Here is a 14126-nt window from a genome sequence, read left to right on the forward strand (position 1 = left end):
GGCGCATTTTCTTCCAGCCATAAAGAAAAAGTCCGATGGCGACGGCCTCAAGAAAAAAGGCCGTTCCTTCCCAGGAAAAAGGCATGCCGATAATGGGGCCAGCGTACTTCATAAATCCCGGCCAAAGAAGACCCAACTCAAAGGACAGAACCGTACCGGAAACCGCGCCTACGGCAAACAAGATGGCGACTCCTTTCATCCACATCTTGGTCAGCTCAAGATATTCAGGATTTTTCTTTTTTAAAAAAAGATAGTGAGCCGTCGACATAAAAAAAGGCATGGTCATGCCGATAGCAGCGAAGATTATGTGAAACCCTAAAGAAAAAGCCATCGTTGAGCGGGCAGCCATCAGGTCTGTCATGAAGTCACTGTAGTGAATTCGGAGACCCGGGTCAAAGTGATCCGCAGACTGCAGCTCTATGTTGCCTTACACGGGGCCTTTAATCGAACCAACTGGAGAGGGTGTTCGCCGGCGGAATATTCACATTTTCAAATCGATACGAGTAGAATACCAAGAGCTCGCTGTTGCTGCCATCGATATTGCCATCTTCGATGGTTGTGGAAACCGAGTCCGACAAAACCTGCAAACCCAGAGCATGTCGTTGGCCATTGTAGCCAATGCCTAAACGTCCCGTACTGAATGTCCCGACCGACTCGCTGACTTCATCGTCCTTCACAACATATTCCAGGTTCACTCGTTGATAACCCACGCCCAGGCCGATGAAGCCAGTGACGTAGAAGTTTTGATAAACGGCAATGCCTCCAATGGCGACTCCCGGCCCTGCCGTGTCTCGTTGCATGCCATCGACGTCACTTAAAGTTCCGAACTGTGTTGCCGAGGCCGCTGGAATAAACGCGTCTTTTGCCGCGATGGAATTGCGACTGGCGTGAAAGTAACCGGAAAGGCCCCAATCACTTTTCTTTTGGAATCCCGCTTGATCAAACGCCATGGCTTGCGAGAACGTGTCTTCATCGAAATTCCAATAGAAATTAAATCCGAAGTTGCGTGTTTTGATGTCCTCGCGAAAAATCTTCTTCGCCGAGTTCACATAGGCAGGATCCAGATCTGCGGAATTATCAAGATAGTAGCCGTCGTAGGACTGCAGAAAGAATTCATAACTGCGCTGGCCGAAAAAGCGCAGTTGAAAATCCACGGCAGCAGACGAGCCAAATTGTTCCTTATCATCTTCCGAAACAGGATTTTGCACGGAGACTGTGAAACCCAGATTGCGATAAGAAAATCCTAGGCTGGTTTTCGATGGGGAGTTCGGTAAAAACTTGGCATCGGCAAGACCTGACGGTGAAAGAACTGTGAAGTTATAGCGAGGAACCGCGATACCCAGTTTGACCTTCAGCGTGTCGGGGGATTGTGGGGTCCAGCTCCAGTCTTCAAATCGGTTCGTCTCATCCACGGTGGTTTGCGCCAGCGCGCAGGGAATGCCAAGAAGAACTGCCAGGGTCAGGAACCATTTCATTAAGTTCTCCACAAAGAGGAAAGCCATTTCCACACTTCCACTCTGCGTTCACCAATATCGAAATGATTTCCATCGAACTCCACATAGTCATGGGCGATGCCGTTGGTTTTTAAAAATCTTGAAATCTGTCGGCTTCCGTATTGCAGATGAAAGCTGTCTTTGTTACCGACATCTAAATACAGGCCCGAAAGCTTTTTTAAATTCGCAAGACGAGTCGGTAAGAAATGCAAAGGATCTTTTTCAAGCCACTTTTCCCATAGCGCCGGAATCTTTTCCGCCGTGTGAAGATCCAAAGGCCAGTTGAAGTCCCCAGCGCCGCCTTGAGGAGAGTAACAGGCGGCCATGCCAAAGGCATTCACCACAGAGTGCCAGTTGCGTGCCTTCATTAATTTTTTATTCCGCAAGTCTTCCAGAATACGTGTGGCAGACTCTTTATATTTTTCCCAGAACGGATGGGCTTGGTACAGTTCCGGTAAAAGACTTGCCTCGAAAAAACAATCCGGAGCGATGGCCGCGGTGTAGCCGAAAATTTCGGGATATTTAGAGGCGAGATGTAAAGCTCCGTATCCTCCACTGGAGCCGCCCATCACGCACCAGTCCTGGGGTTGTTGCGAAACAGGAAAATGGTCTTTGAGCGCCGGCAAAATTTCTTTGATGATGTAGTCTTCATAGAGTCCGGTCGCCGAGGAATTCAGAAACTGCGAACCACCCCACGCGGTCAACGCATCAATAAAAATATACAAGGCCTCGGGCGCTTCGCCGCGCGCGAAGGCTTGATCGATCACTTGCACCGCGTTTGGTTCGTTGAATTTGGGATTAAAATAAAAAGGCGAGTTGCCGGTGAAACCTCCCAAGACCATCACCACCGGCCAGGGGCCTTCGTTGCGCGGAAGTAGAAGTGGATTGAAACGAGTCGACGGGTCGTTGAGAGGATTGTTTTTCAGCGCGGCACTTTCGATTTGCAAAGTTTCAATTTGAAAGTGCCGAACTTCGTAGGCGCGATAGTTTTTTAATAATTCCGAGGTGATCATGACAAAAAGTCTGTCACCTTACGAATCCGCACGCAACGCTTATCGTGTTGGGATCAGGGGCAGTCGTTCCGCCTTTTCCAAGCGCAGCTCTTTGTTGATAAAGCCTGTATAATTCATATTCCCGTCGACCAGGGCCTCTGCGGATTCGCTTAAAACCACCATGTGACTGGCTTCAAAAAAATGTCCCGTGCCATCAAAGCGAAAGCCAATGAACAGCGTATAGGCGGCGCCGGCAGACATCCAGCCGCCACGGCCAAAAGATGTTTGCACCAGGTTTGTCCACTCCACGGCGCCACAATCGGGAATGTGTCCGTCGGGTGTGGTGCTGGTTTCCTGACAGTTTTCCATTTCCAGTTCATGTTTGATTTTTGCAAACTCGGAGGTGGAGTCTGACAACATCATCTGGATGAAGTCGGGCATCTCGGCGGCGTCAATATAGGCAGCGGCCTGAGTTCCGTCCTTTTCTTCAGTTTCAATGCGAACCAGAGCACTATTGGCGCCAGTTTTGGATATCTTTTTGGGTTCAATAGCCTGAGCGGTTAAAGAAAGGACAAGAAGGGGGAGGATCATTTTAATCATCTTAATCATGGGGAATTCCTTAAAGAGTTGAAGTTGCGAGCCTTTTTTCTAAGCAGGTGCCTTGTATCAAAGCCTTTTATGAAATTCTTTAAAAAACTCTCTATTTTGTCTTAAATTATTGAAATCATAGATGAAACAAGAGATGTCTTCGATCCGTGTCTAGGGCTCGAAATTCTGTCTAACCCCTTAAAAAAGCTTGCTTTTACCCCGCATCCGACCTAAAACGATGAGTCCATAATTATGACTGTCTAAGGCAATGGTTAAGAGCTGGCCCCAACGGGAAAGACGCCTTATCGGTGGAAGGTAAACATTATGAAAATGCGCACTCACTCAGGCGCTAAGAAACGTTTGAAAGTTCTTTCAAGCGGTAAAGTTAAGAAAAAAAGCACTCGCATGCGTCACTTGAACTCGCACATGAGCTCAAAAACGAAAAGACAACTAGGTAAGACATCATACGTAGAAGACGCGAACATGCTACAAGTTCGTCGTTGCTTGGTGTTCTAGGAATTAATCTAAAAATTTTAAATGTCTTTTCCGTACGTAACTTCGACGGTGTTCGAAGATGTACAGTAAATTTGAGGTAGAAAATGGCTCGTGTAAAAAGTGGTAAAACAAATCGTGCTCGTCACAAAAAGGTTCTTAAAAGAGCAAAAGGTTACTATTCAGCTGGTTCTCGCGCGTACATCCACGCGGTAGAGAAAAACGACCGTGGTATGGCCTTCGCTTACCGCGACCGTAAAGCTAAAAAACGTAACTTCCGCACATTGTGGAATCAACGTATCAATGCAGCAGCTCGTTTGAACGGGACTACATACTCTCGTTTGATCGGTGGCTTGATTAAAGCTGGCATCCAAGTAGATCGTAAAATCTTGGCTGACCTTGCTATCAACGATGCAGCAGGATTCACTGCTCTTTGCAAACACGCTTTGGCGTAAGGTCTGCAATAGCAACCCATGGAAGAGTCTAATAACCAATTTGAACAAAGAAAGCGCGATCACATAAAAATCGCGCTGGATCCAAGGTCGCAGACTGAAGGACAAAATGGTTTAGACTCGATCGAATTGATTCATGAGGCTTTGCCTAATTTGGATTTTAAAGAGGTCGATATATCGACCTCTTTGTTTTTAAAAGACCCTGTTACCAAAGATTCCTTTTCGCTTTCTTCTCCTATTTTTATTTCTTCGATGACCGCGGGGCATGAACAAGGCCGCGAAATCAATGAGGCCTTGGCTCGTCTCAGTGATCGTCGTCAGATTTTAATGGGTGTCGGATCACAAAGAAGAGAGTTGGAAGATTCCAATGCGGCTGAAGAATGGAACCGTGTGCGTCGTCAGGCGCCCAAGGCTCTTTTGTTGGGCAATATTGGAATCGCTCAGCTCATCAAAAGCCCTATCGATAAAGTTCAACGTCTGATTGAGTCCACGCAGGCCGTGGCCCTTTTTGTCCACGTCAATCCTCTTCAGGAAGCCTTGCAGCCCGAAGGAACTCGTGACTTTCGACATGGACTAGAAGCTCTAGAAAATCTGGTGAAAATTGCCGGCGTTCCCGTTGTCGTCAAAGAGGTGGGATGTGGATTTTCCGTGGAAACCCTGAAACGCCTTGAAAACATTGGCATCTATGCTGTTGATGTGGCGGGCAAGGGCGGCACGCATTGGGGAAGGGTTGAAGGCTATCGTTCCCAAGAGAATGATTTACTGTATAAAGTAGCGCAAACTTTCGCAAACTGGGGTATTAGTACAGTACAGTCGGTTCTGAATGCCAAAGAAGCCCGGGTCAGTTATGAAATCTGGGCCTCCGGGGGCGTTCGCAACGGATTGGAAGTCGCAAAACTTTGTGCTCTGGGGGCCAACAAAGTCGGGCTCGCAAGGCCCTTCTTGGAGGCCGCTCTCAAAGGCGATGAGGCCTTGGAAGAGCTTATGAATAAATTAGAAACTGAGCTTAAGATTGCTTTGTTCTGTACAGGATCAAAAAATCTTAAAGACCTTCAGACAAAGAGGGTGATTCGATGAAAAAGCAGCTTCTAGACATCTTTAAAGGTTTCTCTAAACTTTCTCGTGAAGAAAGACTGAAAGCATTGATGGACGTGGGCGTTCTTCATGATTCTGATGTTGAGTATCTGTCGAAGGGCGGGTTGCGCGACACTTCTTTGGGTGAAAAGTTCATCGAAAACGTGATCGGTTACTTCCAGCTTCCTTTGGGAGTTGCGACGAACTTCAATATCGATGGCAAAGACTACGTAATTCCCATGGCTGTTGAAGAAACTTCGATCGTCGCGGCAGTGTGCAAATCCGCCAAATGGATTCGGGAATCAGGTTCGATTACGACAGAAGTGGTCGGTAACGATATCATCGGACAGATCCAATGTGCGAAGATCAAAGACTTCACTCAGTTTGAAAAACAAATCCTGGCTCAGAAAAACTTCCTGATTGAAATTTCCAACCGTGAAGTGGCGTTCGGTTTAGTTCGCCGTGGTGGTGGTGTTCGCGACATCCAGGTCCGCCGAGTGCCGCGCGGTGATGGCAGCGACATGGCCGTGGTTCATGTTTTGATGGACCCTTGCGACGCAATGGGTGCCAACATCATGAATCAGGTTTGCGAGTTCTTAAAGGAACCGATCGAACAATTTACCGGCGAAAAAGTGACGATGTGTATTCTGTCGAATCTTGTGGATTCCAAAATCACTCGCGCGACGGTTCACATCAAGGACATTGATCCTGAGTTGGCAGAAAAAATTGAAGAGGCCTCTTTGTTTGCGCAGCAAGATCCCTATCGTGCAGCGACCAACAACAAAGGTGTTCTTAACGGCATTGACCCGGTTCTTATCGCGACTGGAAACGACTGGCGCGCGGTCGAGGCTGGGATTCATGCTTACGCTTCTCGCGACGGACAGTATCGCTCTATCACTCGTTGGTTCCGTGATGGGGAAGGCGGCCTTAAAGGTGTTTTCGAAGCTCCGCTCATCGTTGGCACCGTTGGGGGTGTGACCACTCTTCATCCGACGGCAATGATGTGCATGAAGATGTTGGGAACGACTTCTGCGAACGAACTTTCTCGAGTCATCGCGGCGGTGGGTTTGGTCCAAAACCTGGGCGCTTTAAAAGCGCTGACGACCGTAGGAATCATCGAAGGTCACATGAAGCTTCACACAAAAAACCTGGCCTTGGGTGCGGGTGCTGAAGAAAAAGAAATTCCGTTGGTGCAAAAGAAACTCGAAGAGATCCTGGCGGTTCGTAAACGCATCTCTTTAAGCAATGCAATCGACGTGCTTAAAGAGCTTCGTTCTTCACAAAGAGCGACGACGACCACACGCACACATAGTTAGGAGAGGCCATGTCCTTGGTCTTCTCTGTTCCCGGCAAAACTTTTATCGCAGGTGAATACCTGGCTTTGCAAGAAGGACCGACACTGGTCTTTCTGTCGCAGCCCTATTTTGAGCTGGAAGTGAATAGGGGACGTGGCAGCCTGGGAAGCATTCATCCCGATTCTCCGGCAGGCTTGTTTACACGTAAACATCAGGATTATTTCTCGCAGTTCGATCTGGTCTTTAAGGACCCTTATGCGGGCAAAGGGGGCTTTGGTGCCTCCACGGCGCAGTTTTTGGGTGCTTATGCTTTGTGGCTTTATCAAGAGGCTTCTCAGCAGGACATGGAAAAACTTTTGGACTTCAAACATCTTCTGGAAGCTTATTATGAAGTGGCCTGGAAAGGTGAAGGACAGCGTCCTAGTGGCGCCGACCTCGTGGGGCAGCTAAAAGGCGCGCTGACATTCTTTGAGAAGCGCCAAGGTTTGATTTCTGTGAAGAGCTGGCCTTTTACCGATCTTGAAATGCATCTGCTGCACACCGGGAACAAAGTCGCAACCCATGAACATCTAAAAAATCTTAAGACGTTCGACGTGACGGATCTTGAAAAAAGCTTTGCGGCGATTCGTGCGTCTTTTGAAGATCATGATAGTGCGGCTTTTATTGCGGGAATCACTTCTTATGGCGAGGCCTTAAAAAAATTAGGCTTTACCTGCAACGAAACTCTTTTCCTATTAAATGAAATCCAACAAATCCCCGGGGTGATGACGGCAAAGGGCTGTGGCGCTCTTGGTGCCGATGTGGTTCTTGTTATCACCCGGAAAAATGAATCCGAACATCTGGCTCAGTTCTGTCAGTCGCGTCGTCTGTCTTTGACGGCGTCCTCGCAGAAAATCGCCAACGGTTTACAAGTTCGAGGAACTCTATGAAACAAGTTTTAGTGTCTGCTCCTTCTAATATCGCTCTTATAAAGTACATGGGTAAGATCGAGGGGTCTGGCAATAAGCCGACGAACGGCTCTTTGTCCTATACCCTGGAAAACTTAAGAACCTATGTGCGTTTAACCCAGATTGATGAAGCTCAAGATCAGTGGAAGCTATTGGTTCGTGAAGATCTTGAAAAAATGAATTTGTCAGAAAAAGGGCAGCAGCGTTTTTTAAAACATCTGCAAAATCTTAAAGATAAGTGGGGCGTGACTCAAAACTTTCTTGTCGAGTCGGCGAATAATTTTCCTTCCGACTGTGGGCTGGCTAGCTCCGCTTCGAGTTTCGCGGCTTTGACTTTAGCCGCGGCGGAAATGTTTCAGAAAATAAATCCTCAGCCTTGGGGGGCGGATAGAAAAGTTTTGTCAGAGCTTTCTCGGCAAGGTTCGGGATCTTCTTGTCGTTCGTTGTTTTCGCCGTGGGCTCTTTGGTTGCACGAATACGCAGAGCCGATGAATTTGCCGGTGAAGGATCTGCATCATATCGTCGTCGTGGTGGAAGATAGCAAAAAAGAGGTTTCCAGTTCAGAAGCGCATAAACTTGTAACGACAAGCCCCCGTTTTGCAGGTCGCGTGGAACGCGCGGAAATTCGTCTGAAGGATCTTTCCCAAGCTTTGCAATTTGATGACTGGCACATGGCCCGTCAGATCGTCTGGGACGAGTTTATTGATATGCATCGCTTGTTTGAGACCAGCACGCCGTCGTTTAGCTATATGACAGATGAATCCAAGAAGGTTTTGGAGGAGTGCCAAAAGCTTTGGAACAAATGGCAAGACGGTCCGTTGGTGACAATGGATGCCGGCGCCAATGTGCATATGCTATTTAGAAACGACCAAAAGAAGTCTTTCGAGACCTACCGAGAGCTCTTCCAAAAAGAGTATAAAGTTTTAGCCTTTGAAGGTGTTAAACCCGATGTCCATTGATTTTACCTGTAAGTCCTTTGGCAAATGGATTCTTGCTGGCGAACATGCTGTTTTGCGTGGTGTGCCGGCTTTGGTTTTTCCAATTCAATCCCGAAATCTGGAATTGAACTATTCGCGCACAGAATCTCCTTTAGAGTTGCGTCTAGTCGGCGATCACGGAAAAGACCTGCAGCTTTTAGTTTGGGGTGTTTTAGAGAAAGCCTGCGAACTAAAAAAAATCCCACGCCATGATATCAAAGGTGTCTTACTTCTAGAGTCGTCAATTCCCGTTGGCGCGGGTATGGGCGCTTCGGCGGCGCTGTGTGTAGCTTTGACTCGTTGGTTGGGGTATCTGGGCTATGTACCTGAAAGTGAGTACTACGAGTTCGCCCGTGATTTGGAAAATCTTTTTCACGGTGAAAGCAGTGGCGTGGATATCGCAGTGGCATTGTCAGGCGAAGGTCTGTACTTCGTTCGCAATGGCGAGCGCAAACCTTTGGCGTCCGCGTGGAAACCCCGCTGGTATATTTCTTATTCGGGCAAGCGTGGCGTGACGGTGGATGCGGTGAACAAGGTGAAAGACCTGCTACTGCAGAATCCAGAGGTCGGTGAAAAAATCGACCAACAAATGGCCCACGCGGTGACGTTGGCTCAGAAGGCTCTGCAGATGGATTCGCGAGAAGGATTGCCTCTTTTAGCGCAAGCAATTGAAGAAGGTGGTCAGTGTTTTGAACAGTGGGGCTTGAACGAAGGAGCTCCCGGTCTGCATATTCAGTGGCTTAAAGAGAAGGGCGCCCTGGCCGTAAAACCGACGGGGTCGGGTGGCGGAGGTTACGTGCTGTCGTTATGGGAGCAAGAGCCTGCTGCGGAAGTTCTAGAAAAACTGATTCCTTGTTAAGACGTTGCCCCCTGACTCAGGGTTTTGTAACTTTAAAGAATGTTAAAAATCCAAAAAGACATCTTAAAGAAGCGCAAGCCCGCTCGGGCACAAACCCTTCAGCGATTTTTTAAAACCGCCCCCGGCGAGTATGCCGAAGGTGATATCTTTTGGGGGCTGACTGTTCCTGAAAGTCGCAGTATCGCAAAAAAATATGCGGATCTTTCTTTAAAAGATGTCCGTGTTCTTATTAAATCCAAAATTCACGAGGAACGGTTGATCGGTCTTTTGATTCTTGTGGGTCGTTTCGCAAAAAGTCCTGAAAAAGAGCAAGAAAAAATCTATCAGTTCTATTTAAAAAACACGCGATATATTAACAATTGGGATCTTGTGGACTCTTCGGCTGAATATATCGTCGGAAGTTATCTTTACGAACGCGATCGTTCGATCTTATGCGAACTCGCAAAATCTCCCAGTCTTTGGGAGCGACGAATCGCCATGCTTTCCACCTTTCATTTTATCAAGCGCGGGGAATATAAAGACACGCTGAAAATCGCCAAGATCTTGCTTAACGACCCTCATGATCTGATTCACAAAGCGGTCGGCTGGATGTTGCGGGAAGCCGGAAAACGAGTCAGCGAGCAAGATATGCGCAAATTCTTAGATGTGCATGCCCCGAAAATGCCTCGCACCATGCTTCGTTATGCAATCGAAAGGCTGCCAGCGACGGATCGTCAGTATTATCTGAAGCTTAAAAGCAAATAAACCGTGATGACCGTAATCACGTGGTGTCAAAGAGCTTTTTTTGATGACCCCAGGTTCTACCCGAAATAGGTCCTTCCCTTAAGGGGGCTTAATGAAGATCTTTTTATCCATTCTTTTTCTGGCTGCAAACTCGTGGGCGTTAACGAATGCGATCCCTGCAGAAGGCACTGAGTTTGAATCCGCGGTGTTTTTTAGTGCCCTAGGGTACGACCCGGAAAGCAAGGACTCGGTTCCTGGCTTTTGCAATGGCAATCTTCTTTCTGATCGGGTGATGCTGACGGCGGCCCACTGCGTATACCAGTCAGAAGTTCTTAAATCCTGGGAGATCGACCTGCATGTTGGAGAGTATGTCTATCGTACCACACCCACTGGAGAGACTCGTCGTATCGGTTATGTGACTCGATACCGTGAAACGGTGAAGGCTCGTTTCGTCTACACCGCAGATTTAAAACGACGTGTGGATATGCAAGGTCTGCGCTTGCGTATCGGACCTGCTGAAGATATTGCCGTGGTGATTTTTGAAAAGCCTTTGCCTTTAAAAGCGGACTTCCAATACGTTCCCGTGATATCACAGCAAGAGCTTTCGGCGATCAATTCCAATCTTTTAACTTATTGGCCGACGGTGGTCACGATCAATCCGATTGAAGAGATTGCCACCAACGATACGAAGCGAAGGGCCCGTTTGGATCGAATCGGTAAAAGCTCTAGCACTTATGAATCCAAGTCAGCGGCCCGCGTGCAACCCGGCGACAGCGGCGCCCCCTTGTTTGTTAGAATTGGGACACAGTGGAAACAGATCGGCGTGACAAAGGGACGGGCCGAGACATTGTTTTCGAACTGGGATGTTTACGGAATTCTGGATCAGAAGATGTGTCAGATCAGTCAGCTCGTTACCGAGCCGGAAATCAAAAGCCTTTTGTGTCACTAGATGTCTTCGGTCGTGCTTACTTTGGCACGACCGAATAGCTGAAAAGAGCAATGCTGGCGGCCACAGTGGCGTTCAAAGACTCGACCCCTTGAGTGGCCACGGCCAGTCGCTTTAATCCCTTTAATCCACCAAATCCGGGACCTTCTTCGCCAATCGCCAGGCGAATATTTTTGGGCCATTTGAATGTGGCGACGTTTTCGCCCTTCATGTCCAGGGCATAAAGATCTTCGTTGCCAGCAACAAATTCGGTGAATTTACCGACCCGATAAAGCGGTAACTTTAAAAGAGTGCCCGCCGAAGCTTTGATGGCTTTCGGATGAAACGGATTGCAGCTTTCTTCCGTAAGAATCATTTTGCTGGCGCCAAAGGCCAAAGCCGAACGGGCCAGAGATCCCAAATTGGCAGGATCACCTAAAGGAGAAACAACTTCCAATCCTTGGGTCGGGCTGGCAGGCAGTGCCGGTATTTCTTTCGGTTCTAAAACTAAAAGATTGTAGTGGGTGCCAATAACATCGACCTCATTAAAGAGGGCCTTGGGCAATTTAAAAACGGGAATGCGCTGACCCTTAAGGGAAGAGGCCGTCATGGTCAAAGACTTCAGGTCCTCGTGGACGAGCTCGGCCTTCACCTTGAAATTGGGATTTTCCAAGAACTCGGCAATCAGCTTTTCGCCCATAAGAATAAATTCTTGATGCTTCTTGATCCCGCGGGCGGAAGCCAGATCCAGCCAGCGGCGAAAGTGCTCATTGCTTTTTGAACTGATCTCAATCACAGCGTCACGTCCTCTCTTTATCGAGAAAGCTTTAATTCAACATAGCGATTGCGACCTTTGGCAATACGCAGCTTCGTGCCCTCGGCGTCTTTGTAAAGAACGATGGCCGCGGAATGAGTGGCATCCATGATAAGTTTGCCCCACATGACATTGTCGCCTGTGTACAGAGAGCCCACTGCTTTGTGGGTGAAAAGAGCGTCAGAAGAAATCGAGATATAAGATCGACCGATTTCCAAAGGATCTTTTTGAATATTCACAAACCAAATAGCGTGATGCTCGTAAGCCACCCAGCGACCATACACCTGAGTGTCCGTCAAAGCCTCGCGAGTCACACTGGTTGGCCAGGGAACAATGGGGCCATCACCGGGACCGGCAAAAGCGAACGAGCTAAAAAGAATAAGAAGAAGAGTGCTTAAGAACTTCATAGAGTTGCTTCCTCCAAATATTTCATTTGCACTGTGGCTTGAGGATTGAAGAAATAACCTTTGCGATCCCGCAGGATATAGCGGGGGCTTTCCAAATCAGGTTCGAGCAGTGTTCTGAGTCGTTTGATCGAGACGTAGATCAAATTGTCGTGCAGCTCGGGGTTATAGGCCTGACCCCAGATTTTTTCTACGAGGTCTTCTTTCGAGTAACGCTGGCCGGGATTTTTAATAAACAACAGCGCCATGTCTAAAAGGATGTGTTGATTCTTGAAATTAATCACACCCTTCGTTTTTTCAAGGACCAGGCGGGATTTTTCATCTACCTGAAAGTCGTATTGCGAACGAAGGCTGTCCAAATCGTGCGGGCATACCTGAGTGATAAATTTATACAGACGCGGCGATTTGATGGGGCTGACGCCCTTTATCGCCAGCTCTGCATAGATGCGATATTGTTCGTCCCGCTTCTGATCCCGATAGACGCGGGCCATTTGCGCCAGAATGCTTGAAATTAAAAGTTGAAAGCCATGCTGCTTCGCCAGTTCATAACCGCGCCAAAGAACATCCATGGCACGATCGAATTGCACGCTTTGTGTGTAAATATAACCGCGCAATAAAAGCGAGGTGAGCGTCAATTCCGTGTTTTCCGCTTCACTTAAAAGGACGTCGACCTTGTCCAAGGTTAAAAGCGTGTGATTGTGTTTCTTCGGCTCTAATAAAAGACTGAAAGCCGAAAAAAGCAGGGCGCGGGCCAGAGTTTCCAAATCGCGCGCACCAGTGGCCTTGGTGATCGCCGAGTCGATGTAGGCTTGAGATTCTTCCGTTTTTCCCTGAGCTCGTAACCAAGATCCAAGCATAGTTTCAGCTTTGGCTTCGTTTGCAGCGGAAAGATTTTTTGCGGAAAGCAGTTGCAGAACCTCGTTCATGACGACATCGGCGCCGCCGACGTTTTCAAGTTCGATGTTGGCTTGCAGATGAATGCGGGCGGCTTCGAACCAGAGAGGCAGTTCCGCTTCTTTGTTGAACGTGACCAAACACTCTGTCGTTGTGGCACGGGCTTCCAGCAAGTCACCTTGACGGACCTGCAAGCGCGCGAGCTGGAGAAGAGGGGGAGTCTTTGGAATCGCGTTCATCAGCGAATTTTGTATTCCTTCTATTCGTAGTCAGTCAATGTCTTATATCGAGCTTAAATCTTCAGCGCACTAAGTGTAATGCGCCCACCGTCGTCGTTCTTCGCCAGAAAGTTCTTCCAGCAAAAGTTCCTCACCTTCATCTTCTTCGGGAAGAGGTTTGGTTTTTATTTTTTCGAAAACCACAAGGCGACGTTCGTGCGGTGTTTGTGGAAGAGTGTAAGCCACATCTTCAACCAATTTATAGTACTCGGACCATTCGGTGTTTTTAAAAGCTTTGATCTCGGGGTCAACACCGGGACCTTTCATGAAATACACGCGTCCACCGGTTTGCAGACAGCTAATCACATTACCAAGGGTGTTGCCAATGTCTTCCACTGCGCGAGTAATTGCTCCATTGACGGGATACATGCAGTGCTGGTTGATATTGCGACCCAGAATGTCCAGGTTTTGCAGCTTCATCTCAGCGCGAACGTGTTTTAAAAATTCCACCCGACGTTGAACGCCTTCGCCCAGAAGAATTTTTTCTTCCGGGAACATGATTTTCAGGGGAATTCCAGGGAAGCCAGGTCCCGTGCCGACATCTAAAAGCGGAAATTGCAGTTTGGTGTGCTTCAGGATGATGATGCTATCGATAAAATGTTTAATAGCGATGTCCCGCAATTTCAGCAGGCGAGTAAAGTTCTCTTTTTCCTGATTCAACATCAAAAGGCGGTAAAAATGCGCCAATTGCAGGCGTTGTTGGTGATTCACCATATCGAAATTGTGATTGCGGAAGACATCAGCAAGGCGATCATTGGCCTCATTCAGCTCATAAATAAGCTCGGGCTTCTTGTGGCGGCCCAGATTGGAAGGGGAGAAGTTGCCACGGGCTTCCTGACGGGCTTTATAGGGACTGTAGTTCGTTTTATTTTTATGCGCCATAAGAGTCTGGGAAAGATAGAGGGAAAGTCGGGAAACC

General features: G+C 48.0%; 17 protein-coding genes. 9 read left to right on the forward strand and 8 right to left on the reverse strand.

All coding sequences use genetic code 11. The features are described 5' to 3' along the window. The 4 genes from OM95_RS00005 to OM95_RS00020 form a co-directional block, all read right to left on the reverse strand. The coding region (locus OM95_RS00005; protein ID WP_041868892.1) for a cytochrome ubiquinol oxidase subunit I at positions 1 to 361 on the reverse strand (361 nt) is incomplete at its 3' end. 79 nt (positions 362 to 440) lie between these two features. Beyond that, positions 441 to 1475, reverse strand: a complete 1035-nt coding sequence (locus OM95_RS00010) for a DUF4421 family protein (protein ID WP_041868894.1) — start codon at positions 1473 to 1475, stop codon at positions 441 to 443. Then, complete coding sequence (locus OM95_RS00015) at positions 1475 to 2506, reverse strand: alpha/beta hydrolase-fold protein (RefSeq protein WP_041868897.1); 1032 nt, start codon at positions 2504 to 2506, stop codon at positions 1475 to 1477. The genes OM95_RS00010 and OM95_RS00015 overlap by 1 nt, the downstream gene beginning before the upstream one ends. Positions 2507 to 2545: 39 nt before the next feature. After that, positions 2546 to 3094 (reverse strand): hypothetical protein, encoded by a 549-nt coding sequence (locus tag OM95_RS00020; RefSeq protein WP_041868899.1) that lies wholly within the window; start codon positions 3092 to 3094, stop codon positions 2546 to 2548. A gap of 309 nt (positions 3095 to 3403) precedes the next feature. Between OM95_RS00020 and rpmI the strand changes: the two genes are divergently transcribed. The 9 genes from rpmI (at position 3404) to OM95_RS00065 (ending at position 10841) form a co-directional block, all read left to right on the forward strand. Then, complete coding sequence (rpmI, locus tag OM95_RS00025; RefSeq protein WP_232469313.1) at positions 3404 to 3589, forward strand: 50S ribosomal protein L35; 186 nt, start codon at positions 3404 to 3406, stop codon at positions 3587 to 3589. An 83-nt stretch (positions 3590 to 3672) separates the two neighbouring features. After that, positions 3673 to 4020 carry a 50S ribosomal protein L20 gene (rplT, locus tag OM95_RS00030; protein WP_041868904.1) on the forward strand — a complete coding sequence of 116 codons (348 nt, stop codon included), beginning with the start codon at positions 3673 to 3675 and terminating at the stop codon, positions 4018 to 4020. An 18-nt stretch (positions 4021 to 4038) separates the two neighbouring features. After that, on the forward strand, positions 4039 to 5094 hold the full coding sequence (gene fni / locus OM95_RS00035) for a type 2 isopentenyl-diphosphate Delta-isomerase (protein WP_041868906.1): 1056 nt from the start codon (positions 4039 to 4041) through the stop codon (positions 5092 to 5094). After that, a complete protein-coding gene (locus OM95_RS00040) occupies positions 5091 to 6407 on the forward strand; it encodes a hydroxymethylglutaryl-CoA reductase, degradative (protein ID WP_041868907.1) in 1317 nt (438 codons plus the stop codon). Before fni ends, OM95_RS00040 begins: the two co-directional genes overlap by 4 nt. Positions 6408 to 6415: 8 nt before the next feature. Further along, complete coding sequence (locus OM95_RS00045) at positions 6416 to 7315, forward strand: hypothetical protein (RefSeq protein WP_041868910.1); 900 nt, start codon at positions 6416 to 6418, stop codon at positions 7313 to 7315. Beyond that, positions 7312 to 8292, forward strand: coding sequence for a diphosphomevalonate decarboxylase (gene mvaD / locus OM95_RS00050; protein WP_041868913.1), 981 nt, complete (start codon positions 7312 to 7314; stop codon positions 8290 to 8292). Before OM95_RS00045 ends, mvaD begins: the two co-directional genes overlap by 4 nt. Continuing rightward, positions 8282 to 9169: a membrane protein gene (locus OM95_RS00055; protein ID WP_041868915.1), complete on the forward strand. Its 888-nt coding sequence runs from the start codon at positions 8282 to 8284 to the stop codon at positions 9167 to 9169. The genes mvaD and OM95_RS00055 overlap by 11 nt, the downstream gene beginning before the upstream one ends. Before the next feature lie 39 nt (positions 9170 to 9208). Then, a complete protein-coding gene (locus OM95_RS00060) occupies positions 9209 to 9913 on the forward strand; it encodes a DNA alkylation repair protein (RefSeq protein ID WP_041868918.1) in 705 nt (234 codons plus the stop codon). 91 nt (positions 9914 to 10004) lie between these two features. Continuing rightward, positions 10005 to 10841: a trypsin-like serine protease gene (locus OM95_RS00065; protein WP_041868921.1), complete on the forward strand. Its 837-nt coding sequence runs from the start codon at positions 10005 to 10007 to the stop codon at positions 10839 to 10841. A 16-nt stretch (positions 10842 to 10857) separates the two neighbouring features. On the opposite strand, the gene OM95_RS00070 is transcribed toward OM95_RS00065, so the two are convergent. The 4 genes from OM95_RS00070 to rsmG form a co-directional block, all read right to left on the reverse strand. After that, complete coding sequence (locus OM95_RS00070; protein WP_041868924.1) at positions 10858 to 11613, reverse strand: RNA methyltransferase; 756 nt, start codon at positions 11611 to 11613, stop codon at positions 10858 to 10860. A gap of 17 nt (positions 11614 to 11630) precedes the next feature. Next, positions 11631 to 12038, reverse strand: a complete 408-nt coding sequence (locus OM95_RS00075) for a hypothetical protein (protein WP_041868926.1) — start codon at positions 12036 to 12038, stop codon at positions 11631 to 11633. Then, on the reverse strand, positions 12035 to 13168 hold the full coding sequence (locus tag OM95_RS00080) for a helix-turn-helix domain-containing protein (protein ID WP_041868929.1): 1134 nt from the start codon (positions 13166 to 13168) through the stop codon (positions 12035 to 12037). Before OM95_RS00080 ends, OM95_RS00075 begins: the two co-directional genes overlap by 4 nt. 69 nt (positions 13169 to 13237) lie before the next feature. After that, positions 13238 to 14089, reverse strand: coding sequence for a 16S rRNA (guanine(527)-N(7))-methyltransferase RsmG (gene rsmG, locus OM95_RS00085; RefSeq protein WP_041868931.1), 852 nt, complete (start codon positions 14087 to 14089; stop codon positions 13238 to 13240). Positions 14090 to 14126: the final 37 nt, after the last annotated feature.

It is taken from the genome of Bdellovibrio sp. ArHS, assembly GCF_000786105.1.
Classification (GTDB): Bacteria; Bdellovibrionota; Bdellovibrionia; order Bdellovibrionales; family Bdellovibrionaceae; genus Bdellovibrio.